We start from the raw sequence: 24,667 nt of genomic DNA, 5'->3' as shown, positions 1-24,667 counted from the left end.
CCTTATTCCGCGGCTTGCGCGGTCTGACGCTGCGCGCGCTTGGCCGCATAAGCGGCCGCCGCCTCGCGCACCCAGGCGCCCTCGTCGTGCGCCTTGCGGCGCGCGGCCATGCGATCGCGGTTGCAGGGGCCGTTGCCGGCGAGCACCTGCTTGAACTCAGTCCAGTCGATTTCGCTGTAGCGCCAGTGGCCGTCGGCATCCTGAATCATGCCGGGATCGGGAATGGCGAGGCCGAGATATTGCGCCTGCGGCACGGTTGCATCGACGAATTTCTGGCGCAGCTCGTCATTGGAGAAGCGCTTGATCTTCCACTTGGTCGAGGTGTCGCTGTGCTGGCTGGTCGCATCAGGCGGACCGAACATCATCAGCACCGGCCACCACCAGCGGTTCAGCGCGTCCTGCGCCATCGCCTTCTGCTCGTCCGAGCCGCGGCACAGCGTCAGCATGATCTCGTAGCCCTGGCGCTGGTGGAACGACTCCTCCTTGCAGACGCGGATCATCGCGCGCGCATAGGGGCCATAGGAGCAGCGGCACAGCGGGATCTGGTTCATGATCGCGGCGCCATCGACCAGCCAGCCGATCGTGCCGATGTCGGCCCAGGTCAGCGTTGGATAGTTGAAGATCGAGGAGTACTTGGCCTTGCCGGCGAGCATCGCATCGACCAGCTCCTCGCGCGAGGTGCCGAGCGTCTCGGCGGCGGCGTAGAGATACAGCCCATGGCCGCACTCGTCCTGCACCTTGGCGAGCAGCGCGGCCTTGCGGCGCAAGGTCGGCGCGCGCGTGATCCAGTTGCCCTCGGGCAGCATGCCGACGATTTCGGAATGGGCGTGCTGGGAGATCTGGCGGGTCAGCGTCTTGCGATAGGCCGCCGGCATCCAGTCGTTCGGCTCGATGCGCTCCTCGGCATCGATGCGGGCCTGGAACTGCGCAGCTCGGCCTGCGTCCTCAAGACCGCGATCGTCAGTCTCGGCCGTGTTCAGCGCCTGGGTGTACATGCGCGTCCTCCCGTTTTATTGGGAGGCAATATATAACAGAAATTACATCATGCAAGATATTTCTGTAACATAAAGATCAGACGCCGAACCTCCTTTCCAGGAGCTTTCGGGCGGGTGGCAGCGGCCCCTTTTCGTTGGTTCCATGGCCATCAAGCCATTGTTCGGACGGGGCAAGCAGCGCGCGATAGATCTCGCCGCAGAGCGCGCGAGCCGCCCTGCCCGGCCAGTCCCCCGGCAGCAGGCTCTCGGGCAGCAGCGGATCGCGCAGCACGACACGGCGGTAATAGTGGATCAAGAGGATGCGCGCGGTGAAGGCGTCGGCGTCAGAAAGATCCGTACCGCGCGCGATCGCGGCGCGGAGCGGCTCAAAGGTCTTCATGAATTTCAGATAGGCGTCCGCGGTGCGCTCCAGCGGCCAGCTCGCGCTGAGCAGTCGGCGGCCATTGTCGTCCTCCGCGGAGACTTCGAGACGGATCGCACCCGCGGCCTCCTCCGGCACCGGCACGCCTGACGGCGCGACCCAGACACCGGGAAGCGGACTGCCAAAGCCGGCGTTGCGCAGCGCTTCGCGCGAGGCGTCGCGGTCTTCGCCATTGCCGATCAGCAGCAGCTCGAAGCGCCCGGTCCAGTCCGACGGCGGCGGATCGTAGATGTGGCGCGTCGCGGCTTCAAACGTCTGGCGGCCCTTGTCGGCGAGGCGATAGAAACTGTTGCGGCCGACCTTTTCGCGCGTCAGCCAGCCATCGGCGGCAAGCCGCGACATCGCGGTACGCACCACGCCGCTGTCGATGTCGAGGCCTTCGAAGAATTCCAAGAGCGTGCCGAGCCACACGGAGCCGCCGCGCGGCACGATGGCGTCGCCGAACACGGTGATGACGATGGAGCCGGTGCGCGACGGCTCGCGCTTGAGCTGGTCGATGATGCGGGAGAGCGGATGCGCCATGCGCGAGGCATAGCGCGTTTGGTGCGGGCGCGACAATGGACGCGAGCGACGCTTCCTCTCCCTCTCCCCGTTCTTACGGGGAGAGGGTTGGGATGAGGGGGACTCTCCGCGCGTTCGGTGAGAGTTGGACTCGGGGAGACTCCCCCTCACCCGGAATTTGCTCTTCGCAAATTCCGACCTCTCCCCGCAAGCGGGGCGAGGCGAAGAAGATCACCGATGCGGGTCGGGATAGGCCAGGCTGCGCCAGCCGCTGCGATCGAACGGGCGCCACTGGCCTTCCTTCTGCGCAAGCCGGTCGGCGACGGCATAGACCGCGGCGGGATGGTGGCCCATGCCGCAATGGCTGCTCTCGACCTCGATGCTCTCGGTCTGCGCGCCTGATTTCTCCATGCAGCCCTGCCAGGCGCAGACGCCGTCGGTCCGGCTGAAGATGGCGGTGGTCGGCACCGGCGGCGGCACCGCGAGCTCACCGCCGAACTGCGGATCGACTTCGTCGGCGCGGCGGCCGCTCGCCCATTCATAGACGCGCCAGGCATTGGTCGAACGGGGATCGCCCGCGAAGGGGCTGCCGAGCGTGATCACCTGGCGCACGCGCTCGGGCATCATCTTGGCGAGCTGGCGCGCATAGAGGCCACCGAGGCTCCAGCCAACCAGGCTGATCTTGCGGCCGTGCCTGTCGCTGAGCTCCTCGACCAGATCGACCATCGCATGCTGCACGCCCGGGCGCAGGCCGTAATTGCGGCCCTGGCGCCAGCCGCTCACCGCGTAGCCCTTGCTGGTCAGGAACGTGCGCAGCGCGCGCGTAGACTCATCAGAAGCGACGAGGCCCGGCAGCACCAGCACCGGGTGCCCGTCGCCGCGCGGCGCGAGGCTCAAGAGCGGCAGTGCGCCGAGGAATGCGCCGAACTCGTGGATCGCGCGCCCTTCCAGGAACATCAGAGTACGGGATGGCGGACGCAGCGTCTGGGCAGTAGCGGTCATCAATGAATCCCCTGGAGAAGGTGCCGGTCGCGATGCCGGCAATGGGCATGAATTCCAATACGCCGGCTTCTTGAACGTTCCGCAGCGCAACATGAATCAGCTAGGCGGCCGGTTCCCGACATTCAAGCGGGAGAGACGCAAGGCGACAATAGGCCCGCGCGTTAATGCTAACGGCCGTGACGCAAAAGTCACAACAATCGAAGCAGGAATTCTACGGAGTAGAGCGCAAGGCCGGCGAGCCCACCGATCAGCGAGCCGTTGAAGCGGATGTATTGCAGGTCGCGGCCGATGTTGATTTCGATCAGCGAAATCAGCTGCGTCATATTCCACGCCTTGACCTGGTCGGAGATGAAGGTCGAGACGCCGCTCTTCTGGTCGGCGACGAAGCTGCGCAACACCGTCACCAGGCCCTGGTTGATCTCGCCGCGCAGCTCGGCATCGGCGGCGAGCGCATCGCCTGCCGAAACGAACATGCCGGCGAGATGATGCTGGAGCACCTGCGTCTCGCCGCTCGCGCTGCGCTCGATGAAGGAGCGCATGTTGGCCCAGACGGTACGGGCAAGCTCAGCAAGCTCGGGGCGCGCGAGCAGATCACGCTTCAAGCCGTCGATGCGGCCGATATAGGCCTGATCGGTGCCGAGGCGATCGACGAAGCTCAGCACCATGCGATCGAACTCGCCGCGGAACGGATGCTTGGGATCGCTGCGCACCTCGTTGAAGAACGCGGTGGCGGACGACACGATCTTGTTCACCAGAAACTTGTCGGCACGATAGAGCTTGAGCAGGGTCGGCAATTCCGCGCGCACCTTGTCGCGGATCATCGCCATCGTCTCTTTCTGGTTCATCGTCTCGTGCATCACCCGCAGGAGATCGTCGAACAGGATCTGGTGCCGCCCCTCCGCGACGAAGCCGCGCAGCGTGCCGGCCGCGAGCGGCGCGAGGTCGATGGCCTGGAGCTGCGAGGACATGCGGCGGACGATGAAGGTCATCAGGCCCGAGCTTTCCGTCGCGGAGACGGCTTCCGGCAGCAGGCGCAGCGCGAAACGCGCGAGATCGTCGCTGCGCTTGCGGTCACGGAGCCAGTCGGCGACGAAGGAGCCGAAATCGATCTCCTTCAGCTTGGCCTCGACGGGACCGGCCTCGAGGAAATGCACCTGGATGAACTCGCCGAGCTTGTCGGCGATGCGGGCCTGGTTGCTCTGAATGATCGCGGTATGCGGGATCGGCAGGCCGAGCGGCCGCTTGAACAGCGCGACCACCGCATACCAGTCGGCGAGCCCGCCGATGGTCGCGGCTTCCGCGAAGGCGGCGATGAAGCCGAACACGGGATGCACGGGCAGAAGCCATTTTGCGAGGATGAACAGCGCCAGCGTCGAGGCCAGCACCAACGTCGCCAAGGCCTTCACGCGGCGCAGCTCGGCCGCGCGTTCGGCATCGCCGGGGGTATCGAAGGTGAAGGTGGCGGGTGCGTTCATGATAAATTCTAGAGTACGTCATTCCGGTGCGGTCCGCAGGACCGAACCCGGAATCTCGAGATTCCGGGTTCGCCCTTCGGGCGCCCCGGAATGACAAGTGGTGATGACCGCGGCGCAAAAAACAAAGGCCCGCCGAAGCGGGCCTCAAATTCAGTTTCTCTACTCAGGGCGCCGGATCAGGCAGTCTTGGTGTAGACCTTGGCAAAATTGTCCTGAGCGGACTTGGCACCGTTGGCGGCGAGCTTGCCGAGATAGTCGGCGGTCGCCTTGGCGCGCGAGACGAACACTTCGCCGCGGGCACGGAGCAGGCTCGACTGGATCTCGACGGCTTCGCTGACCGACTTGGCGGACGCGAGCTTGTCGATGCCCGAGAAAAACGCCTCGGCGTCCTCGTAGATCGCCTGCTGGATGTTGCGGCTGATCTTGCCGGCCTCGGTGACGGACTCGGTCACCGCGTTCTCGACGGCGGCGGTCACGCGCTCGGAGCCAGCGAACACCTCGGCAGCACGGTCCTTGGCGGTGTTGGCGGTCTTCTTGACGAATTCGCGGGCGGCCTCGGGAACTTCCAGATTCTGGATGTTCTTGAAAGCGTCCTTGAAGCCCTCGAAAGCAGTGTTGGTTTCAGTGGTCATGGGGTTCTCTCCATCCTCATTGGGTTGAGCTATGGGCTCACCCCGTCCGCATTGGCCCGGGGCACGGCTCATATGGCATAGTTAATTGTGCGATGCAATATTCTTATTGCACTGCGATATCACGAGATCGTGAACAGCCTTAACGGGAGGCAATCTGCTGCCTTCGTGGCCCCTGCCTACTGTGCATGGGGTTGAATTCCACTTTTTGTTTGCTGGACGGCACCCTAATGCTGGACCGCGCCCGGCAACCCGTAGGCCTCCATCTGGGCCTGCACCTGCGCGATGTTGTGGCCGAGCACGACGATGTCGTGGGTCTTGCCATCGACGTCCCGGACGTGGTCGCGCAGCAGCGCCTCGGCCTTGAAGCCGAGGCTCTCGAACAGCGCGATCGCCGCCTGCTGGTCCACCGTCATCTGCACGGAGAGCTTTTCGAGGCCCGCGCCCAGCGCGAGCGCAAAGGTCTCCTGCGATACCGCCTTTCCTACCCCCTTCCCGCGCACGTCGGGCGAGACCACCATGCGGATCTCTCCGACATGCGGCGACCAGGAGTGGGGATCGCGCACCAAGGTGCCGCAGCCAACCACCCTGCCGTCCTTGACGGCGAGCAGGCTCTGAATCGCGCCGCGCTCGATCTCCTTGACCCAGGCCGACAGCACCTTTGGCTCGCTGATATTGCGCGGCAGGAACAACAAATCATGGGTCGGCAGGCCCTTGCCGAAGGCCAGCACCGCGGCCTCGTCCGCGGGCGACATCAGGCGGATCTCGATGTCGCCGGCGTCGGTCTTGACGTGACGCGGATAGGAACGCTGCTCGCTCATGTCGATCTCTTCCCCAGCCAGGAGTCCAGTTTCGGCCACAGCCGCTTCACCGCGTTGGCGCCGGCGACCAGCGAGACGTGTCCGCCTTTCAGCATCACCTCTTCCTTGTCCGCCGAGCCGATCTTGGCGATCAGGTGCTTTGCGGCGTCATAAGGCACGATGTGATCGTGCTCGGCGACCGCATGCAGGATCGGCACCTTGATGTCCTCGAGCTTCGCCGCACGGCCGCCCACCGACATGGTGTCGTTGAACAGCTTGTTGTCCCACATCAGATCCTTGGTGATGGTGCGGAAATATTCGCCCGCCAGCGGCAGCGTGTCGGTCGCCCAGCGGTCGAACATCCGATAGGACTTCACGAACTCGTCGTTCCAGATGTTTTCCCAGAGCTGGATCTGGCTCACCGTGCGCGAGGCCGGACGCAGCATCTCGAACGAGGACAGGATCATCTCCGGCGGCACGTTGCCGACGCTGTCGACGAGGCGGTCGACGTCGAAATAGCGACGGTCGGAGAAGTTCGAGAACAGCTTCATCTCGCGGAAGTCGATCGGCGTGGTGAAGCAGATCAAATTCTTCATCGGCCCGTCCGGGAAAATCGAGCCGTAAAGCAGCGACAGCACGCCGCCGAAACAATAGCCGACGACGGAGACATCTTGCTCGCCGGAATCGGCTTGCACGCGGCGCACGCAATCCGGGATGAAGTCGAGGACATAGTCCTCCATGCGCAGGTTCTTCTCCTCCGGGCGCGGCGCGCTCCAGTCGAGCATGTAGACGTCGTAGCCGCGCTTCAGCAGGAACTCGATGAAGCTCTGGCCGGGTACGAGGTCGAGAATGTAGCCGCGGTTGGTGGTCGCCATCACGATCAGCACCGGCACGCGGTAGATCTCGTCCGACATCGGCCGGTAGTGATAGAGACTCATCGTGCCGCGCGAATGCAGCACGTCCTTCGGCGTGGAGCCGAGCGTGGGACCGGAGGTGGAGAAATATTCGACGCCCTTGATGCTGCGCATGATGGCGCGCTGCACTTCGGACTGGATGCGCTCCGGGATGGCTGCAAAATCAAGTCCCGTTGGCGCGTTCATTTTTGCTCTCCGCCTTCGGACGGCGGCCGTTTCGTGCGCGGCGGCCGCGGCGCAGCGCCAATCTGCGCCGCGCCCGAACTGGCCGACATCTGGCTCAGCATCGACTTGATCTCACCGAGCTGGCCCTCGATCGACTGAAGCCGCTCGGCGATACCGGTCATCTGCTCGCGGCTCGGCAGGTTCATGGAGAGCAGGTATTTCTCCATGAGATCGCCGAATTGCTTCTGAGCACCTGCAGCAACGCCGCCAGCGCGGTTCATGGCCTGCGAGAATTCGGGCGTCTCCATGGCCTTGGTCGCGAAGGAGTTGAAACCCTTCTCCATCTCGCCAACCATCTGCTGCCACAAGGCAACCGGATCGGTGATCTTGTCGGTCATCAGCGTCCTCCCAATGTGGAGGGCTTTGCACCCTTCTTGTCTCGCCATACCACACCGTTGCGCGATGCCGGTCAACCGGCAAGCCACGGGCGCGGTGTCGCGCACGCGGCTTCATCATGGAACGAAACCGTGCGATACAGCATCGATCAGCAGGAGGGACCGCGCCCGTGACCACCCATCAGCCGCCCCAGACCGTCCGCGCCAACGGCATCGACATCTGCTACGAGATTTTTGGCAACGACAATGCCGAGCCGCTGCTGCTGATCATGGGGCTCGGGGCGCAGATGATCCATTGGGACGATGGGTTCTGCGAGCAACTTGCCGCACGCGGCTTTCGTGTGATCCGCTTCGACAATCGCGACATCGGCAAGTCGAGTCATCTCACCGGCGGCAAGCGCCTGACGCCGCTCGAGCTGCTGAAGCTGCGCTTCCTCAGGATTCCCGTCGCCGCGCCCTACAAGCTGATCGACATGGCCAGGGACACGATCGGGCTGATGGACGCGCTCGGCATCAAGTCGGCGCATCTGGTCGGCGCATCCATGGGCGGCATGATCGCGCAGGAGGTGACGCTGTCGTTTCCCGAGCGCGTGCGCTCGCTGACCTCGATCATGTCGACCACCGGCAATCCACGCATCCCGCCGCCGACGCGCGAAGCCGCGGCGATGCTGATGGCGCCGCCGCCACAGAGCAAGGAAGAGTTCATCGTCCGCTTCGGCCAGACCTGGAAAGTGCTGCGCGCCGGGTCGTTTCCGGAAGAGGAAGCTCTCGACCCCGGCCGCGCCGAGCGCGTGTTCGCGCGCGGCCTCAATCCGGCCGGCGTCGGCCGACAGCTCCGCGCCGTGCTTGCCTCCGGCAGCCGCAAGGAGCGCCTGCACAGCGTCAAGACACCGACGCTGGTGATCCACGGCACGGTCGATCCGCTGGTGCGGCCCGAAGGCGGCAAGGACACGGCAGCGTCCATTCCCGGCGCCAAGCTGCTGATGATCGAGGGCATGGGTCACGCTTTGCCGATGCGCTTCTGGCCGGAGATCATCGCCGCCATCGACAAGCACGCGCATGGCGCGGCGGCGAAGGCGGCGTAGACCGGCAGGTCTCCTCACGGTGACCATGTGAGCTTCCGGTTACTCTCTTAACGCAAGCCGGCGCGAAAGCTATACAGGCCTCCCTCAGTCGCAAGATAAAGGGGCTGCGGCCTCTCGGAGTTCACATGCATCCCATCGTCCGGCCCGTCGCAATGATTGCGGCCTCCATTCTCACGTTGTCCTTCGCTGGCGGCGCTGCGATTGCCGGCAGCCCGCAGGAAGAAGCCAATCGCGCCGCCGTGCTTGCCTTCTACGAAAAGGGCCTCAACCAGAAGGACGTCGATGCCGCCCTTGCCTATGTCGGCGACCGCTATGTGCAGCACAATCCCAATGCGGCCGATGGTCCGGAAGGGTTCCGGAAATTCATCGGTTTCCTCCGTGAAAAGTTTCCGAACTCGCACAGCGAGATCAAGCGCAGCTTCGTGGATGGCGACTACGTCATCCTGCACGTTCACTCCCTTCGCGAGCCCGGCACCAGGGGCCGCGCGATCGTGGACATCTTCAAGCTGGAGAACGGCAAGATCGTCGAGCACTGGGACGTCGTCCAGGAGATTCCCGAGACCCCGGCGAACGGCAACACGATGTTCTAGCGGAGACGCGTAGTCCGGATGGTCGCCTAACCCTTCCGCGCCATCCAGATCACATGGCGCGCGCCACCGCCTCTGCCGGTCGCGCGGACGTTGACTTCGTTGACCTCGAAACCGCCGCTGCGAACGCGCTTGGTGAATGCGGGGTTGGGTCCCGACGACCAGACCGCGAGCACACCGCCGGGCCGCAGCGCCGTCTTTGCAGCTTTAAGCCCGCTCGCACTATACAGCGCGTCATTGCCTTTCCGGGTCAGCCCTTCCGGCCCGTTGTCGACATCGAGCAGAATGGCATCGAAGGCCGAGCTCTTCGCCCGGATGATCTCGCCGACGTCGATCTCGCGGATGCTGACGCGTGGATCATCGAGGCTGTCACCAAAAACCTCCGCCATCGGCCCTCGCGCCCAGGCAACGACCGACGGCACGAGCTCGGAGACGACGATCTTCGCCTTGGCGCCGAACACGGCGAGCGCCGCGCGCAGCGTAAAACCCATGCCGAGACCGCCGATCAGGACGACAGGCTTGGCAACCTTCTCGATTCTCTTCGCCGCGAGCGTCGCGAGCGCGGCCTCGGAACCCGACAGGCGGCTGTTCATCAGCTCGTTGGTGCCGAGCTTGATGGAGAACTCCTTGCCCCGGCGCATCAGGCGTAGCTCTTCGTCGGAGCCGGGGATTTTGGCTGTGTCGAGTTTTTCCCAGGGAATCATGAGGGAGTCTTTAGCACGATCGGGCGAACAATCACCCGCCCGCCCAGACGTCCAGCACATACCGGTTCTTCGTGCCCATGTCCTCGATCCAGCGTGCGCCAGTGGCGGCATCGCTGCCGGTCTTCTCGCGATGGATCGCGACCAGCTCGGCCTTCACGTCGGGCTCCATCTTGCCGCCATCGCCGCAGACATAGATGATCGCACCCTGCTCGATCAGCGGCCAGACCTTGTCCTTTTGGGCGGCGAGCACGTGCTGCACATAGGTCTTCGGTCCATCCGCGCGCGAGAACGCCGTGAACAGCTCGGTGATGCCGCCGGCCGCCAGCGCCTTCAGCTCCTCCGCATAGAGAAAATCCTGGTCGGGATGGCGGCAGCCGAAGAACAGCATGGCTGGGCCGAGGGTGGCCCCTTTCGCCTTGCGCGCGGCGCGCTCCTGCAGAAAGCCGCGGAACGGCGCGAGGCCCGTGCCCGGGCCGATCATGATGATCGGCACGGATGGGTCATCCGGCAAACGGAAGCCGGCCTTGGTTTCGCGCACGGTGGCGTAGATCGTATCGCCCGTGCGCCGGTCGGCGAGATAGTTCGAGCAGATGCCTTTGTAGACGCCGCGCCCGGAGGCCGCCGGCCCTTCGACCACGCCGACGGTGACGCTGCATCGCGCCGGATCCACTGACGGCGAGGACGAGATCGAGTAATAGCGCGGCGCCAGCAGCGAGAGCATTTCCAGGTAAACGTGGAACGGCAATTCGCAGGCGGGATATTCCAGCAGCAGGTCGAACACCGATTTGCGCCTGGACAGGATCTCGGTGCGGTAACGCTCTAGCGTATCAGCCTCCTCGCCGACGAAGGCCAGCAGCTTCGGCTTTGTGACGGGGCAGCGGGTGTGATCCGCCATGATCTGGATTTGCTTGCGCGTTGCGACCTGTTGCAGCTCGACGAACTCGCTGAGCAGGCGGCCGACCGATACGGCATCGCCCACCGGCAATTGTGCGCGGCGGCCTTCTGCGACCTGAAGCCTGATCTGGTCGGCCGGCAGGAAGCCGAAGCGGCGGGCAACTGAATCCACCAGCGTCGGATCGTTGCGAGGGACCACACTCAAATGATCGCCGACGCGATAACTGATGTTGGACGGCAGCTGCACCTCGATATGGCGCGTCGAGCGCTCCGAGGGATTGGACCCGACCTTGTTCTGGAGCTCGCCATTGACCAGCACCTTCATCGCCACCGCGCCACCCTGGGCGACGATGGTGTTGACGGCGGTCACCGCCACCGGCTCGATCGCATAGAGCGGATCGTCTTCCGCGGTGCGGGTGAAATTCCAGTCGATGCCGAATTCCTTGGTCGCGACCTGCGCGGCCGCCGGGAACCATTTCTGGAACTGGCCGTCGAGGTCGCTGCGCGCATCGCCCTCGCCGCGCGGATAGACCGCGCGCGCACCATGCCCCGACAATTTCTCGTCGATGAAGCGCGGCACCGATTGATAGGTCGCGGCCCAATCGCTGTTACCGCAGCCGAACACGGCGTAGCGCACATTGGCGAAGGCATCCTTCGGCAGGTCCTCGCCGAGCCATTTGACGAACTGCGTCGCGTTGTCAGGCGGGGCGCCGTTATACGAGGCGCAGATGATCAGCACGCCGCCCTCCTGCGGCAGCTTGCCGACATAGTCGTCCAGCGCTCCGAGATGCACGGCAAAGCCGTTGATCTCGGCAAGATCCGCCATGCGGGTGGCAAGCTCCTCGGCGGTGCCGAGATTGGAGCCGTACAGCACCAGCATCGGCGTGTTGTGGCCGGGGCGCGTGGTCGGCTGGCGCTGCGCCTTCGGCGCCGAGGATGCAGCCGCGATCGGCCCGCCATAGGCGCCGCGCTCGCGGTCGGCCCGCGGCCGCACCTTGATCTTGAAGCCTTCCGGCTTCATCGTCAGGGTTTCCTTCAGATGCATCTGGTAGCGCTGGTGATCGATCAGCTTGAAGCGCTGCAGGATCATGCCGAGTGCGAGTGCGGCCTCGTGCATGGCAAAGCCACGGCCGATGCAGGCGCGCTGACCGTTGCCGAACGGCTTCCAGGCATTGACTGGCCGTTTCGCCTCGGCCTCGCGGCTGAAATTCTCGGGATCGAAGGCATCCGGATTCGGCCCCCAGACAGAGGGATCGCGATGCAGCGCCGTCACCAGGATGGTGATGAAGGTGCCTTTCCTGAGCTTGTACTTGCCGCCGCCGATGGTCTCGTCCGCGAGCGGCGAGATGCCGTAGGCGGGCGCCGGCGGCCACAGCCGCAGCGCCTCCTTCAGGATCTGCGTGATGTAGGTGAGCTGCGTCACCTGCTGATAGGTCGGCTTCGCGTTGACATCAGGGCCGAAGACGCGGTCGACCTCGTCATAGGCCTTCTTGAGAATGTCCGGATGCTTGAGCAGCGCATAGAGCGTGTAGGACAACAGGCCGCTGGTGGTCTCATGCCCCGCGATCAGGAAGGTGTTGATCTGGTAGCGGATATTGACGTCGTCGAGCTGCTCGCCGGTGGAGCGATCGACGCCGGTCATCATCGCGGCGAGCATGTCCTTCTTGTCGTCGATCCCTTCCGCGCTCTTGCGGCGCTCGGCGATGATCTCGTCGACCATCTTGTTCATGAAGGCGACGTCTTCGGCGAGCGTCTTGCGCCGCTTTTGCATCCAAAACTGCTCGAACGGCAGGCCGCGCGTCATCATGATGGTTTCGAGCGAGCGCACCAGCGACTCGACGAAGGGATGGTAGTCTCGGCGGTAGAACGAGTTGAAGCGGTAGTCGAAGCCGCACAGGCCGATCGTATCAAGCGTCAGCGCGGTCATGTCGTGGACGACGTCGATCTCGTCGTCGGCGTTGAGCCGCTCCCATTTCTGCACGAGCTGCTCGGCGATATCGACCATGCTCGGGTGATAGGACTGCATGGCGCGGTTGCCGAACGGCTGCAGCAGAATGTTGTGCGCCTTGCTCCAGTTCGGCTCGCGGGTGTCGGCCGTGAACAGGCCGTCGCCGCCGACCGCGCGCACACGCCGCAGCGCACCGCGCACCGTCTTGTCGAAACGCTTTTCGTCGGAGAGCTCGTCAACGAGATCATGGCCGGAGACGACGACGATCGGCGCGCCCATCATGTCGAGCCAGAAGATCGGACCCAGGTCCTTGGCCAGCCGCGTCAGGTGCTGCACGGGGGCAGCGGAATCCAGCGACAGCATGTTGCCGACCACCGGCTTGGTCGGCGGCTGCGGAATCGGGTTCAGTCGGTTCTTGGATGACATGAAAAGTGCTTCCCCCTGATCGCGTCATTCCGGGGCTCGCGAAGCGAGAACCCGGAATCTCGAGGTTCCGGGTCTGGTCCTTCGGACCATCCCGGAACGACGTCTAAATCTCACATCGACGACCGCGTCATCACCCAAACCGCCTTGTACGCCATTCGATCAGCTTGGCACTGACCTCTTCCGGCTTCTCCTGCTGCGTCCAATGGCCGCTGTCCTTCACCAAATACTTCTCGAGGTCGGCGATCAGCTTCTCCATGCCGTCGGCCGCTGACGGCGGCAGCACCGCATCGTTCTCGGCCATGATCATCAGCGACGGCACGTGGATGTGATGATCCAGCCCCTTCGACCGCTCCCAATTGCGGGTGAAATTGCGATACCAGTTGATGCCGCCGGTGAAGCCGGTTTTCGTGAAGGTGTCGACGAACACCTTCTTCTCCTCAGCCGACAGGATCGGCGTGCGCGGATCATGTCTGGCGTCGTAATTCGCGATCATCTGTGGGAACGCCAGGTTGATGCGGGGCGAAGCACCAATGCCGGCAATCGGCTGTTCCTCGGGCGCACCCGGAGGGCGGGCGGCCGGCTTGCGCATGAAGGCGTCGAAGGTCTCTTCGACGCGGCTGCCGAAGATCTTGTCCGGCCCACGCGCGGGGTCCTGGAACTGGACGATATACATGTGCTCGCCGAAGCGCTGGCGGAACAGCGCGATCGGATCGATCGGCGCGCGGTCCCAATGCGGGGTGTTGACGCCGACGACGCCGGCGACGCGCGTGGGATGCCGCAGCGGCATCTGCCAGACGACGAAGCCGCCCCAGTCGTGACCGACGAAGATCGCCTTGTCGATGCCGAGATGATCGAGCAGCCCGACGAGATCGCCGGTCAAATGCTCCATATCGTAAGCCTCGACCGGCTCCGGCCGGTCGGTCGCGCCATAGCCGCGCTGATCGGGTGCGATCACGCGGATGCCGGCCTCGCTCAGCGCCTTGATCTGGTAACGCCAGGAGAAGGCGAGCTCGGGCCAGCCGTGGCACAGCACGATTGGCGGGGTGTCCGTGACCGGACCCGCCTCGTAATAACCCATGCGGATTCCGTTCGACTGCGCGAACTGGAGCGGCGGCATCTCAATCATGATACGCTTCCTGATCAACTCGCTATTCGGCCGCGCCCTTGACGTCGGCCGCAGGCGGCGCATAGGCCGCCTCCAGCGCGGCAAACTCCTCCGGCAGCATGTCGCACATCACCTGCACATGCGGGATGATGTTGGCGCCGACGATGAAGCCGAAATCGAGCTGGTCGCGATAGCTCTGCACGGTGATGTTGAGCGCCTGCCCGTGCGTCGAGATCGACACCGGGAAGATGTGCAGCAGCTCGGCACCCGCCGCATACAGCGTCTGCCGCGGCCCGGGCACGTTGGACACCGTGATGTTGGCCGCCGGGGGCAGCACGTCCGACAAATTGGAGCGGCTATACAGCAGCGCCAGGATCTGCACCATGATCGGCGCGCCCAGCATCGAGATGTTGGAGACCTGCGGCATCAAGGCGCGCAGCGGATGCGACATCTCCTTGGACTTGGTCGACTGCGCGATGATCGCCTCCAGCCGCGCCTTGGGATCGTCGATGTTGGTCGCGATCGCGCAGATCATGCCGAACACCTGGTTGTTGGCCTCGGTGTTGCCCTCCTCGCGCAGCGAGATCGGCACCGCCGCCGTCAAGGATTTTGCCGGCAGCGTGCCATATTGCTGGAGGTAGCGGCGGACCACGCCGGAGGCCAGCGCCAGCACGACGTCGTTGAGCTTGCCGCCGGCCTGCTTGGCCAGCGCCTTCGCCCGCGACAGCGAGATCGAGACGCCGGCGAAGCTCCGCTCGGACGAGATGGTCTTGTTGAGCATGGTCGGCGGCGACACCATGCTGGCGAGGCTCTCGCGCGATTTGGGATCGGAGACCTTGCCAAGCACCTCGGAGACGCTCTTGACCATGGTCGGGATGTTGCCGGCAAAGCGCACCGCGCTCTCGATCTGGTACATCGCGTTGTCGAACAGGATCGAGCCGATGTCGCTCTTGCCGGTGCGCGGCAGTTGCAGGTTCTTCGCCGCGGCCGAAGCATCGAGTGGCTGGCTGAACAGCTGCTGATAGGAATCGAGCAGGTTCGCGGCGATGTCGCGCGGCTCCTGTCCGGGCTTCGACCCGCCGGTCGGCGGATCCACCTGTCGCGGGATCGGCGAAATGTCGTAGATCATGTTGGTCAGCGCCGCACCGGCGCCGCCGTCGATGGCGGCGTGGTGCATCTTGGAATAGAGCCCGACCTCGTTGTCCTTCATGCCTTCGAACACGTAGAACTCCCAGAGCGGGCGGGCGCGGTTCAACAGCTTGGCGTGCATCCAGCCGACGATGCGTTCGAGCGTGGCGCGGTCGCGCGGCTGCGGCAGGCTGGCGCGGAAGATGTGGCGGTCGATGTCGAACTGGTCGTCCTCGACCCAGGAGGGATGGTCGATGTCGAGCGGGGCCTTCTCCAGCCGCGCCTTCAGGATCGGCGCGATGTGCAGGCGCGAGACGATCATCGCCTTGAAGTCTTCGAAGAAGTCGCCCTTGTAATCGTCTGGCAGGCGAAAGATCGCCATGCTGCCGACGTGCATCGGCATCTCAGGCGTTTCCAGATAGAGAAACGACGCGTCCAGCGACGACAGCTTCTTACCGTCAGCCATAGTTCCCTCCACTCATATTCGACGGGCGCCTTTGCCGGCGCTTCTCGTCAGGCCGATACTGCCCGCTCCGGCGGGGCATATGCAATGGCAAAGGGCCCTGCCCGGTCAAATGGCCAGAACTCTCCCTCCGGTTGCGCCAGCCGGTCCGCCACGGCCCACAGCGCGGCGGGGTTCACCCCGAGCCCGATGTGGCTCGCCAGGTGGACTTCGATGTTCTCGGCGCGGTCTGAGGGGCGGAGCAGGCAGGTCCGCCAGTTCACGACGCCGTCGGCACGCGAATAGATCGACGTCGCCGGCACCGGCAGATCGCCCGCGATGGCCGCGCGCGCTTCGGCAAAATCCTCGACCCGATCGCCGGACAGCGCCTCGTAGAGCCGCGTGGCGTTGGTCGCGCGTACGTCGTTGGCAAACGGGCTGCCGAGCGTGATCACGTAGCGGACCTTGTCGGGCGCCCAGAGCGCGAGATCGCGGGCATAGACGCCGCCGAGGCTCCATCCGACCAGGCTGACCTTGCGCCCCGTCGCAGCATGGATCTCGGCCAGGCGGGCGCGCAGCGACTCCCGCATCCGTTCGAGACCGCCGAGGTTGCGGCCCATCCGCCAAGCATGTGCCTCATAGCCGAGCTCGCTGAGATAGCGCCGCATCGGTACCATCGAGAGATCGCTGGCGAGAAAGCCCGGCAACGCCAGCACCGGATGGCCGTCGCCCCTGGGCGCGCGCATCAGCACGGGCGACAGCAACAGGCTCGCATTCAATTCGAACAGCCCGCGGGCTTCGGCGAGCAGCAGGCCGAGTGCCGGCGGACGAAGCCGGTCCGTCTCCGGCGGCGCGTCCCGCCCGGGCGCCACTATTTCTTCTTGTCGCCGCTGCGCGGGCCGCCGAGGCCGGCCATCGCGACGAACATGTCCTGAAACCGCTCGGCGATCTTTGGATCGAAGGTGAACCAGCTCTGCACCAGCGATTCCGGCGAGATCTTCTCGATGTTGCTCAGGACCTGCTGCTGCAGCTTGTCCATCACCGCCGTTTGCATCGGCGCCACGTCGGGCAATCCGAAGAACTGGCGGGCCTCAAGGGGGGTGCAGTCGATTTCGATGTTAACCTTCATGTCCCCTCCGGATCAGATTCGAGCGGCCTGCCAGAGTATCGCCGCGACACGGTGTGCAACGCAAGCGACCTGAGACGGGCGGCCGGGCGCGGGCCTGCGCAATCGGCAGGTATGGTCAATCAGATCGCTTCGCCACAAGGGCGCTCGCCGGGCGCCGGCATGGGCGTTACCGACCGGTCTTCCCGGGACGTCACGGGTCCAAAGTCGAATATCGTCCGCTGCCCGTTCGCCCCAAAATTACCGGTCAGCATTGCTGCACAGCGGTGCAACTTGGCGCGTTCCTTGCTGGAATGCCGCTTGCACGGGTCGAGAACTCTGGGCAACATGGATAAGTCAGCCCCGCCGAACAATCAAAAATCACCGGCGCGGGCGAGTGGAGAGGGTCAAGAATGTCAGTCGGACGAAGTCTGTTTGCGGCGACGCTCGCCGGTGCGCTTGCGTTGGCGGTCTCGCCGGCGTCGAGCCAGACGCTGCGCTATGCCAACCAGGGTGAGCTCAAGTCGCTCGACCCCTACACGCTGAACGAGTCAACCACTCATGCGCATCTCGGCCATGTGTACGAGGGTCTCGTTACACGCGACAAGGACCTGAAGATCATCCCGGCGCTCGCCGAAAGCTGGGAGACGCCGGAGCCGACCCGCTGGCGCTTTCATCTGCGCAAGGGCGTGAAATTCCACAATGGCGACCCCTTCACCGCGGATGACGTGGTGTTCTCGGCCGAGCGCGTGCGGGCCAAAGGCTCGAACCTGCTGAGCCGAATTCCGGCCGACGCCAAGGTCGTCAAGATCGACGATTACACCGTCGATTTCATCCTCACCGCGCCCAATCCCATCCTGACGGCGCTGTGGGCGACCTGGTACATCATGGACAAGAAATGGGCAGAGGCGAACGATGCGGTGGCACCGACGCCAGCCGCCGCCACGACCCCGAGCTATGCTTCGCTCCATGAAAACGGCACCGGCCCCTTCATGATCGAGAGCCATCAGCCGGGCGTGAAGACCGTCTTCAAGGCCAATCCGAACTGGTGGCGCAAGCCGGAACATAATCTGAAGGAGATCATCTTCACGCCGATCGCTTCGGAGGCCACGCGCGTCGCGGCCCTGCTGTCGGGCGAGGTGGACGTGATCGAACCGGTTCCGGTCCAGGACATCCAGCGCGTCAATTCGAGCCCGAACGCCACCGTGCTGACGGGCCCCGAACTGCGCACCATCTTCGTCGGCATGGATCAGTCTCGCGACGAACTGCTGTATTCGAACATCAAGGGCAAGAACCCGTTCAAGGACATCCGCGTCCGTGAAGCCGTCTACAAGACGATCGACGTCGACCTGATCAAGAACCGCGTCATGCGCGGCCTCTCGACGCCGTCCGCGTTGATGATCGCACCGGAGCTTTATCCGCTGTCGAAGGACTTCACCCGGCCGAAGCCCGATCCCGATGCCGCCAAGAAGCTCCTCGCGGAAGCCGGCTATGCCGACGGCTTCGAGGTGACGATGGACTGCCCGAACGATCGCTACGTCAACGACGCCGCGATCTGCCAGGCCATCGTCGGCATGCTCGCCCGTATCAACATCAAGGTGAACCTGCTGGCGCAGCCCAAGGCGCAATACTTCGCCAAGGTGCTGAAGCCCGGCGGCTACAAGACCTCGCTGTTCATGTTGGGCTGGACTCCCGATACGCTGGACTCCCACAACGTGATGCACGACATCATGGGCTGCCGCGAAGATCCCAAGGATCCCAACCGCGGCGAAGCCAATCTCGGCGGATACTGCAACAAGCAGTTCGACGAGCTCGCCGACAAGGTTCTCCTCGAGGCGGATGTGGCCAAGCGCGATCTGTTGATCAAGCAGGCCTACGAGCTTGCAATCAAGGACTACGCCTACGTTCCGCTGCACCAGCAGGCGCTCGCCTGGGGCGTGTCGAAGAAGGTGAAACTGACCCAGCGCGCCGACAACCAGGTCCTGCTCTATTGGGCGACCAAACAGGACGAGTAGGTTGTTGAGAAGTTGTGAAGTCCCGGAAGCGCTGGCTTCCGGGACTTGTTGTTTAGGGCTAACGCGATGATGCGTGCCACTGAAGAGATGTGAAAGGAACAGATGCTCGCTTTCACACTGCGCCGGGCAATCCAGGCCATCGGCGTCATGCTCGCCGTCGGTATCATCGCGTTCTCGATGTTCCGCTTCGCCGGCGATCCCGTGAACCAGATGGTCGGGATGGATACCTCCGGCGCCGAACGCGCCGCGATCCGCAAGTCGCTCGGGCTCGACGATCCCGTACTCGTGCAGTTCGGCCGCTATATCGGCAATGCCGCGCAATTCAAGTTCGGCGTGTCCTACCAGTTCCGACTGCCCGTCACCAATCTGCTGGTTGAGCGGATGCCGGCGACGCTCGAGCTGGCCATCGTTGCCACCATCTTCGCCATGGTCAGCGGCATCCTGATGGGCGTCTATTCCGCGCTGCGCCGCGACAGCTGGCTCGCGCACGTCTTCCAGGCCGTTTCGCTGATCGGCATCTCGCTGCCGACCTTCCTGATCGGCATCCTCCTGATCTACCTGTTCTCAGTGACGCTCGGCTGGCTGCCGTCCTTCGGCCGCGGCGAGGTGGTGCGTATCGGCTGGTGGACCACGGGCCTGCTGACGTTGTCGGGATTGAAGGCGTTGATCATGCCTGCGATCACGCTCGGCCTGTTCCAGATGACGCTGATCATGCGCCTCGTTCGCGCCGAGATGCTGGAGGTCATGCGGACCGACTACATCCGCTTCGCCCGCGCCCGTGGCCTAACCACCCGCGCGATCCATTTCGGTCACGCCCTGCGCAACACCCTGGTTCCCGTGATTACCGTCGCCGGCCTGCAATTTGGCTCGGTAATTGCATTCGCGATCATCACCGAAACCGTGTTCCAGTGGCCGGGCATGGGCCTCCTGTTCGTGCAGGCCGTTCAGAACGTCGATATCCCGATCATGGCGGCCTATCTGATGATGGTGTCCCTGATCTTCGTCACCATCAATCTCGTGGTTGATATCCTCTACACCATCGTCGATCCGCGGCTGCGCTCGACGGTCAGCCGGGCACATTAGAGATGAGTGACGCCGTCGTTCCGCACAAAGTCGAAGGCCGCGGCGCCCACGCCGCGCCGGGCTGGTTCAAACGCGCCCTCGACAGCGATCTGTTCTACTCGTTCCGCCGCTCCAAGATCACCATGGTCGCGGCCGCGGTGACGGTACTGTTCTTCCTGCTCGCGATCTTCGCTTCGCTGCTGTCGGTGCAGAACCCGTTCGACCCGGCGCAACTCCAACTGATGAATTCGCGCATCTCGCCGCTATGGACCGCGGATGGCCAAAGCCCGTTCCTGCTCGGCACCGACGAACAGGGCCGCGACGTGCTGTCCGCGATTCTCTACGGCATGCGGATCTCGCTTCTGGTTGGTGTGCTCGGCGTGGTCTTCTCGGGCGCGCTCGGCATCCTGCTTGGGCTCACGGCCGGCTATTTCGGCGGCGCCGTCGACGGTCTGATCATGCGGATCGCCGACGTGCAGCTCTCGTTTCCGGCGATCCTGATCGCGCTCCTGATCAATGGCATCGCCAAATCCGTGCTCGGCAACAAGCTCGACGAGATGAGCATGCTCGGCGTCCTGGTGTTCGCGATCGGCCTGAGCTTCTGGGTACAATATGCTCGCACCGTGCGCGGCTCAGTGATGGTCGAGAAGAACAAGGACTATGTTGCCGCCGCGCAGCTGATTGGCCTGCCGGCGCCCGTGATCATGCTGCGCCATGTGCTGCCGAACACGATGGGCCCGATCCTCGTGATCGCCACCATCAACCTCGCCCTCGCCATCATCACCGAGGCGACACTGTCTTTCCTCGGCTCGGGCATGCCCGAGACCATGCCCTCGCTCGGCACGCTGATCCGCATCGGCAACAACTATCTGTTCGCGGGCGAATGGTGGATCGTCGCATTCCCGGGCCTCGCGCTCGCTGCACTCATCCTGTCCATCAACCTGCTGGGCGACTGGCTGCGCGACGCGCTCAACCCGAAACTGCGATGAGTATGCGTTGCCCATGACCGAACCCATTCTCTCCGTACGCGACCTTCACGTGGAATTCGCTTCCCGCCGCGGCACGCTGCGCGCCATCGACGGCGTCTCCTTCGACATCGCCAAAGGCGAGGTGCTGGGGGTGGTCGGCGAATCCGGCGCCGGAAAATCCGTCACCGGCTTGTCCGTGATCGGCCTGATCGATCCGCCCGGGCGCATCGCCGGCGGCGAGATTCGTTTGGCTGGAATGCGGATCGACAACCTGCCGCCCGAGGAGATGCGCCGTATCAGGGGCAAGCGCATCGGCATGATCTTCCAGGATCCCCTCACCTCCCTCAATCCACTGTACAAGGTCGGCGACCAGATCGTGGAGACGATCAGGACCCACCTCAATCTGTCCGAATCGGCCGCCCGCCGCCGCGCCATCGATCTGCTTGCCGAGGTCGGCATCCCCGCACCGGAAAAGCGCATCGACGGCTACCCCCACGAGTTCTCCGGCGGTATGCGCCAGCGCGTCGTCATTGCGCTCGCGATCTGCGCCGAGCCGGAGCTGATCATCGCGGACGAGCCGACCACCGCGCTCGACGTCTCCGTGCAGGCGCAGATCATCTCGCTGATCAAGCGGCTCGGCCGCGACCACGGCACCGCCGTGATGCTGGTGACGCACGACATGGGCGTAATCGCGGAAACCTCCGACCGCGTCGCCGTGATGTATGCCGGGCGCGTCGCCGAGATCGGCCCGGTCCAGGACGTCGTCAGGAATCCGCTGCATCCCTACGCCAAGGGCCTGATGGGCGCGATCCCGACGCTTGCCGGCGACGACAAGCGCCTCGTGCAGATCCCGGGCTCGATGCCACGCCTGTCGGCGATCCCGCGCGGCTGCTCGTTCAATCCGCGCTGCGCGTTCGCCTTCGATCGTTGCCGGGTGGAGCGGCCCGAGCCGTTGCCGCGCGGCGCGCAATCTGTCGCCTGCCACCTCTATGACACCGTGCCGGCGGAGAGCGCGGCATGAGCGCTTCTTTCGTCCAGGCCACAAACTTGCGCCGCGTCTTCGACGTCTCGAAGCCGTGGCTCAATCGCGTTCTCGAAGGCGGGCATCTCGAATATCTCAAGGCGGTCGACGGCGTCACCTTCGACATCAGGAAAGGCGAGACCTTTGCGCTGGTCGGCGAGTCCGGGTCAGGCAAGACCACGGTGGCACGTATGGTGGTCGGCCTGCTGCCGCCGAGCTCCGGCGACGTCTTGATCGACGGCGTCTCCATGACCGATCCGCGGCAGGCGCCCGCGCGTCGAAAACTGCGCCGCCGGATCCAGATGATTTTTCAGGACCCCTATGCCAGCTTGAACCCGCGCTTCCGCGTCGATGCCATCATTTCCGAGCCGATCCGCGCCTTCGACCTGATCCAGGGCGAGCGCGACATCCAGGCCCGCGTCGGCGAGCTGCTCACCCTCGTCGGCCTGCATCCCGACGACCGGCTGAAATTCCCGCACGAATTTTCCGGCGGCCAGCGTCAGCGTATCGCGATCGCGCGGGCGCTCGCCTCCGACGCCGAGTTCATCGTCTGCGACGAGCCGACCTCGGCGCTCGATGTCTCCGTGCAGGCCCAGATCCTGAACCTGATGCGCGACCTCCAGGACAAGTTCGGCCTGACCTACATGTTCATCAGCCACAACCTCGCCGTGGTCCGCCACATGGCGAGTCGCGTCGGCGTGATGTATCTCGGCCGCATCGTCGAGATCGCGGAGGGACGCGAGCTGTTTTCCCGGCCGCGCATGCCCTACACCAAGATGCTGCTGGGCGCGGTGCCTGATCTCGCCATGAGCGGCCGCCAGCGCATTCCGGTGAAGGGCGAGATCCCGAACCCGATCAATCCGCCGTCCGGGTGCGCCTTCAATCCGCGCTGTCCGCTGGCGTTCGATCTCTGCCGCAAGGAAACGCCGGAACTGATCGACGGCGTCGCCTGCCACGCGGTGAACACCGCACCGGTCCCAGCGTGACGCGCGCGTGCCATGCGGCCTGCGCATTTGGCATCCCAGCATCGGCTGTGATCAATTGCGCACGCCGCAAATGAGGTAGCCCATGGCCAGCAACATCAATCCCGATCCGTTCACGACGCGCCCCGAGATCGAGGGCACGTTCGGGGTCGTCGCCTCGACGCACTGGATCGCAACGGCGGTCGGCATGGGCATTCTGGAAAAGGGCGGCAACGCCTTCGACGCCGGTGTCGCCACCGCCTTCACGCTCCAGGTCGTCGAACCGCATCTGAACGGCCCCGGCGGCGATGTCCCTATCATCGTGCATGACGTGAAGCGCGGCCGCACCGAGGTGATCTGCGGCCAGGGCCCGGCGCCGGCCCGCGCCACCATCGCGCACTACAAGAGCGAAGGCCTCGACATGGTGCCCGGCACCGGCCTGCTCGCCGCCTGCGTGCCCGGCACGTTCGAATCCTGGATGATGCTCTTGCGCGACTACGGCACGATGCGTGTGCGCGACGTGCTGGAGCCCGCGATCTCCTATGCCCGCGACGGCTATCCGCTGGTCGAGCGCGCCTGCGCCACAATCCAGACGGTCGAGCAATTGTTCCGCAAGCACTGGCCGACCTCGGCCGCGGTCTATTTGCCAAATGGCGAGGTGCCGAAGCCCGGTACGCTCTTCACCAACAAGACGCTGGCTGCGACCTACACCCGGATCTTGAACGAGGCCGAGAGCGGCGGCGGTGGCCGCGATGCCGAGATCGAGCGCGCGCGAAAGGCCTGGTCACAGGGCTTCGTTGCCGAAGCCATCGACAAGTTCTGTCGGACGCAAGAAGTGATGGACGTCAGCGGCTCGCCGCATCGCGGCGTGCTCTCGGCCGATGACATGGCGCGCTGGCAGCCGACGGTCGAGGCGCCGCTCACCTACGATTATGGCCGCTACACCGTCTGCAAGGCGGGCGTCTGGAGCCAGGGCCCGGTGACATTGCAGCAGCTCGCGCTGCTGAAGGGCTTTGCGCTCGACGGGCTTGATCCGACCGGGCCTGAGTTCATCCATCTCCAGATCGAATGCGCAAAGCTCGCCTTCGCGGATCGCGAGAAGTTCTACGGCGATCCCAAGTTCACGGAGATCCCGATCGCAACGCTGCTGTCGGATGCCTACAACGACGAGCGCCGCAAGCTCGTGACCGACAAGGCCTCGCTCGATTTCATTCCTGGTTCGGTCGAGGGCTTTGGCGGCGTGGTCAAGCTGCGCCGCGCGGAAGGCCAGCGCGAGGCTGTCGGCGCGCTTGGCGCCGGCGAGCCGACTGTCGGCCGCTTCGGCGAGGTGCGCGGCGACACCGTGCATTTCGACATCATCGACAAGGCCGGCAACATGGTGTCCTCGACACCATCCGGCGGCTGGCTGCAGTCCTCGCCGATCATTCCGGAGCTCGGCTTTTGCCTGGGCAGCCGCGCCCAGATGTTCTGGCTGGAGGAAGACCACCCCGCAGCGCTCGCCCCGGGCAAGCGGCCCCGCACCACGCTCTCGCCGACCATGGCGCTGCGCGACGGCGAGCCATATCTGGCCTGGGGCTCGCCGGGCGGCGACCAGCAGGACCAATGGATCACGCAGTTCTTCCTGCGCCACGTGCACTGCAACCTCAATCTCCAGGAGGCCATCGACGCGCCGGCCTGGCATTCCGAGCATTTTCCGATCTCGTTCTGGCCGCGCACCGCACGCCCCGGTGTGCTCGTGGTCGAGAACCGGGTGCCGAAGGCGACGATCGAGAACCTGCGCGAGCGCGGGCATATCGTCGAGGTCGGGCCCGACTGGTCGGAAGGCCGCCTCACCGCGGCTTCACGCGTCGGCGTGCGCCGGCGCGCCGCCGCCAATCCGCGCGGCATGCAGGGCTACGCCGCGGGACGCTGAAGGCAG

The 24,667-nt window shown here is 64.6% G+C and carries 22 protein-coding genes; 8 read left to right on the top strand and 14 right to left on the bottom strand.

Annotated elements, in window-relative coordinates:
* Positions 1 to 2 precede the first annotated feature (2 nt).
* The 8 genes from paaA to WN72_RS15335 form a co-directional block, all read right to left on the bottom strand.
* Positions 3 to 995 (bottom strand): 1,2-phenylacetyl-CoA epoxidase subunit PaaA, encoded by a 993-nt coding sequence (paaA, locus tag WN72_RS15370; protein WP_092216899.1) that lies wholly within the window; start codon positions 993 to 995, stop codon positions 3 to 5.
* 76 nt (positions 996 to 1,071) lie between these two features.
* Positions 1,072 to 1,938 carry a phenylacetic acid degradation operon negative regulatory protein PaaX gene (gene paaX / locus WN72_RS15365; RefSeq protein WP_027558582.1) on the bottom strand — a complete coding sequence of 289 codons (867 nt, stop codon included), beginning with the start codon at positions 1,936 to 1,938 and terminating at the stop codon, positions 1,072 to 1,074.
* Between the two features lie 210 nt (positions 1,939 to 2,148).
* Positions 2,149 to 2,919, bottom strand: coding sequence for an esterase/lipase family protein (locus tag WN72_RS15360; protein WP_167380890.1), 771 nt, complete (start codon positions 2,917 to 2,919; stop codon positions 2,149 to 2,151).
* Positions 2,920 to 3,107: 188 nt separating this feature from the next.
* A complete protein-coding gene (locus WN72_RS15355; RefSeq protein ID WP_027558580.1) occupies positions 3,108 to 4,394 on the bottom strand; it encodes a DUF445 domain-containing protein in 1,287 nt (428 codons plus the stop codon).
* Positions 4,395 to 4,570: 176 nt separating this feature from the next.
* A complete protein-coding gene (locus WN72_RS15350) occupies positions 4,571 to 5,026 on the bottom strand; it encodes a phasin (RefSeq protein ID WP_027558579.1) in 456 nt (151 codons plus the stop codon).
* A 224-nt stretch (positions 5,027 to 5,250) separates the two neighbouring features.
* A complete protein-coding gene (locus tag WN72_RS15345; protein ID WP_027558578.1) occupies positions 5,251 to 5,844 on the bottom strand; it encodes a GNAT family N-acetyltransferase in 594 nt (197 codons plus the stop codon).
* The gene (locus WN72_RS15340) at positions 5,841 to 6,923 is read right to left on the bottom strand and encodes a PHA/PHB synthase family protein (protein WP_027558577.1); all 1,083 of its coding nucleotides are present in this window, start codon (positions 6,921 to 6,923) and stop codon (positions 5,841 to 5,843) included. Before WN72_RS15340 ends, WN72_RS15345 begins: the two co-directional genes overlap by 4 nt.
* Positions 6,920 to 7,300 carry a hypothetical protein gene (locus tag WN72_RS15335; RefSeq protein WP_092216896.1) on the bottom strand — a complete coding sequence of 127 codons (381 nt, stop codon included), beginning with the start codon at positions 7,298 to 7,300 and terminating at the stop codon, positions 6,920 to 6,922. Before WN72_RS15335 ends, WN72_RS15340 begins: the two co-directional genes overlap by 4 nt.
* 167 nt (positions 7,301 to 7,467) lie before the next feature.
* Between WN72_RS15335 and WN72_RS15330 the strand changes: the two genes are divergently transcribed.
* Together WN72_RS15330 and WN72_RS15325 are read left to right on the top strand one after the other, a co-directional pair.
* Positions 7,468 to 8,382, top strand: coding sequence for an alpha/beta fold hydrolase (locus WN72_RS15330; RefSeq protein WP_092216895.1), 915 nt, complete (start codon positions 7,468 to 7,470; stop codon positions 8,380 to 8,382).
* 125 nt (positions 8,383 to 8,507) lie between these two features.
* The gene (locus tag WN72_RS15325) at positions 8,508 to 8,972 is read left to right on the top strand and encodes a nuclear transport factor 2 family protein (RefSeq protein WP_092216894.1); all 465 of its coding nucleotides are present in this window, start codon (positions 8,508 to 8,510) and stop codon (positions 8,970 to 8,972) included.
* A 26-nt stretch (positions 8,973 to 8,998) separates the two neighbouring features.
* Here the strand turns inward: WN72_RS15325 and WN72_RS15320 are convergent, their stop codons facing one another.
* The 6 genes from WN72_RS15320 to WN72_RS15295 all read right to left on the bottom strand — a co-directional run bounded on the left by WN72_RS15320 (position 8,999) and on the right by WN72_RS15295 (position 16,745).
* Positions 8,999 to 9,673, bottom strand: coding sequence for a spermidine synthase (locus WN72_RS15320; RefSeq protein WP_027558573.1), 675 nt, complete (start codon positions 9,671 to 9,673; stop codon positions 8,999 to 9,001).
* 31 nt (positions 9,674 to 9,704) lie between these two features.
* Complete coding sequence (locus tag WN72_RS15315) at positions 9,705 to 12,941, bottom strand: bifunctional cytochrome P450/NADPH--P450 reductase (RefSeq protein ID WP_092216893.1); 3,237 nt, start codon at positions 12,939 to 12,941, stop codon at positions 9,705 to 9,707.
* A gap of 130 nt (positions 12,942 to 13,071) precedes the next feature.
* Positions 13,072 to 14,067 carry an alpha/beta fold hydrolase gene (locus WN72_RS15310; RefSeq protein WP_027558571.1) on the bottom strand — a complete coding sequence of 332 codons (996 nt, stop codon included), beginning with the start codon at positions 14,065 to 14,067 and terminating at the stop codon, positions 13,072 to 13,074.
* A 22-nt stretch (positions 14,068 to 14,089) separates the two neighbouring features.
* Positions 14,090 to 15,640, bottom strand: coding sequence for a WS/DGAT/MGAT family O-acyltransferase (locus tag WN72_RS15305; RefSeq protein ID WP_027558570.1), 1,551 nt, complete (start codon positions 15,638 to 15,640; stop codon positions 14,090 to 14,092).
* A gap of 47 nt (positions 15,641 to 15,687) precedes the next feature.
* Entirely contained in the window at positions 15,688 to 16,488 is an 801-nt protein-coding gene (locus tag WN72_RS15300; protein ID WP_027558569.1) for an esterase/lipase family protein, read from the bottom strand.
* Positions 16,488 to 16,745, bottom strand: coding sequence for a DUF6489 family protein (locus WN72_RS15295; RefSeq protein ID WP_027558568.1), 258 nt, complete (start codon positions 16,743 to 16,745; stop codon positions 16,488 to 16,490). The genes WN72_RS15300 and WN72_RS15295 overlap by 1 nt, the downstream gene beginning before the upstream one ends.
* A gap of 389 nt (positions 16,746 to 17,134) precedes the next feature.
* On the opposite strand from WN72_RS15295, the gene WN72_RS15290 reads away from it, so the two are divergent.
* From WN72_RS15290 to WN72_RS15265, 6 genes are all read left to right on the top strand, one after another.
* Positions 17,135 to 18,736 (top strand): ABC transporter substrate-binding protein, encoded by a 1,602-nt coding sequence (locus tag WN72_RS15290; RefSeq protein WP_092216891.1) that lies wholly within the window; start codon positions 17,135 to 17,137, stop codon positions 18,734 to 18,736.
* A gap of 102 nt (positions 18,737 to 18,838) precedes the next feature.
* Positions 18,839 to 19,819 (top strand): ABC transporter permease, encoded by a 981-nt coding sequence (locus WN72_RS15285; protein ID WP_027558566.1) that lies wholly within the window; start codon positions 18,839 to 18,841, stop codon positions 19,817 to 19,819.
* Between the two features lie 2 nt (positions 19,820 to 19,821).
* Positions 19,822 to 20,787, top strand: a complete 966-nt coding sequence (locus WN72_RS15280; protein ID WP_027558565.1) for an ABC transporter permease — start codon at positions 19,822 to 19,824, stop codon at positions 20,785 to 20,787.
* 13 nt (positions 20,788 to 20,800) lie between these two features.
* Entirely contained in the window at positions 20,801 to 21,787 is a 987-nt protein-coding gene (locus WN72_RS15275) for an ABC transporter ATP-binding protein (RefSeq protein ID WP_092216890.1), read from the top strand.
* Complete coding sequence (locus WN72_RS15270; RefSeq protein WP_092216889.1) at positions 21,784 to 22,773, top strand: ABC transporter ATP-binding protein; 990 nt, start codon at positions 21,784 to 21,786, stop codon at positions 22,771 to 22,773. Before WN72_RS15275 ends, WN72_RS15270 begins: the two co-directional genes overlap by 4 nt.
* A gap of 82 nt (positions 22,774 to 22,855) precedes the next feature.
* Positions 22,856 to 24,661, top strand: coding sequence for a gamma-glutamyltransferase family protein (locus tag WN72_RS15265; RefSeq protein WP_092216888.1), 1,806 nt, complete (start codon positions 22,856 to 22,858; stop codon positions 24,659 to 24,661).
* The last annotated feature ends 6 nt before the right edge of the window (positions 24,662 to 24,667 follow it).

The organism is Bradyrhizobium arachidis (assembly GCF_015291705.1).
Taxonomy (GTDB): Bacteria; Pseudomonadota; Alphaproteobacteria; order Rhizobiales; family Xanthobacteraceae; genus Bradyrhizobium; species Bradyrhizobium arachidis.
This window is presented reverse-complemented; position numbering and strand designations above follow the sequence as displayed.

Bases quoted from the DNA above. Each gene is read 5' to 3' on its own strand.
- paaA (WP_092216899.1), bottom strand. From the start codon at position 995: ATGTACACCCAGGCGCTGAACACGGCCGAGACTGACGATCGCGGTCTT.
- paaX (WP_027558582.1), bottom strand. From the start codon at position 1,938: ATGGCGCATCCGCTCTCCCGCATCATCGACCAGCTCAAGCGCGAGCCG.
- WN72_RS15360 (WP_167380890.1), bottom strand. From the start codon at position 2,919: ATGACCGCTACTGCCCAGACGCTGCGTCCGCCATCCCGTACTCTGATG.
- WN72_RS15355 (WP_027558580.1), bottom strand. From the start codon at position 4,394: ATGAACGCACCCGCCACCTTCACCTTCGATACCCCCGGCGATGCCGAA.
- WN72_RS15350 (WP_027558579.1), bottom strand. From the start codon at position 5,026: ATGACCACTGAAACCAACACTGCTTTCGAGGGCTTCAAGGACGCTTTC.
- WN72_RS15345 (WP_027558578.1), bottom strand. From the start codon at position 5,844: ATGAGCGAGCAGCGTTCCTATCCGCGTCACGTCAAGACCGACGCCGGC.
- WN72_RS15340 (WP_027558577.1), bottom strand. From the start codon at position 6,923: ATGAACGCGCCAACGGGACTTGATTTTGCAGCCATCCCGGAGCGCATC.
- WN72_RS15335 (WP_092216896.1), bottom strand. From the start codon at position 7,300: ATGACCGACAAGATCACCGATCCGGTTGCCTTGTGGCAGCAGATGGTT.
- WN72_RS15325 (WP_092216894.1), top strand. From the start codon at position 8,508: ATGCATCCCATCGTCCGGCCCGTCGCAATGATTGCGGCCTCCATTCTC.
- WN72_RS15320 (WP_027558573.1), bottom strand. From the start codon at position 9,673: ATGATTCCCTGGGAAAAACTCGACACAGCCAAAATCCCCGGCTCCGAC.
- WN72_RS15315 (WP_092216893.1), bottom strand. From the start codon at position 12,941: ATGTCATCCAAGAACCGACTGAACCCGATTCCGCAGCCGCCGACCAAG.
- WN72_RS15310 (WP_027558571.1), bottom strand. From the start codon at position 14,067: ATGATTGAGATGCCGCCGCTCCAGTTCGCGCAGTCGAACGGAATCCGC.
- WN72_RS15305 (WP_027558570.1), bottom strand. From the start codon at position 15,640: ATGGCTGACGGTAAGAAGCTGTCGTCGCTGGACGCGTCGTTTCTCTAT.
- WN72_RS15295 (WP_027558568.1), bottom strand. From the start codon at position 16,745: ATGAAGGTTAACATCGAAATCGACTGCACCCCCCTTGAGGCCCGCCAG.
- WN72_RS15290 (WP_092216891.1), top strand. From the start codon at position 17,135: ATGTCAGTCGGACGAAGTCTGTTTGCGGCGACGCTCGCCGGTGCGCTT.
- WN72_RS15285 (WP_027558566.1), top strand. From the start codon at position 18,839: ATGCTCGCTTTCACACTGCGCCGGGCAATCCAGGCCATCGGCGTCATG.
- WN72_RS15280 (WP_027558565.1), top strand. From the start codon at position 19,822: ATGAGTGACGCCGTCGTTCCGCACAAAGTCGAAGGCCGCGGCGCCCAC.
- WN72_RS15275 (WP_092216890.1), top strand. From the start codon at position 20,801: ATGACCGAACCCATTCTCTCCGTACGCGACCTTCACGTGGAATTCGCT.
- WN72_RS15270 (WP_092216889.1), top strand. From the start codon at position 21,784: ATGAGCGCTTCTTTCGTCCAGGCCACAAACTTGCGCCGCGTCTTCGAC.
- WN72_RS15265 (WP_092216888.1), top strand. From the start codon at position 22,856: ATGGCCAGCAACATCAATCCCGATCCGTTCACGACGCGCCCCGAGATC.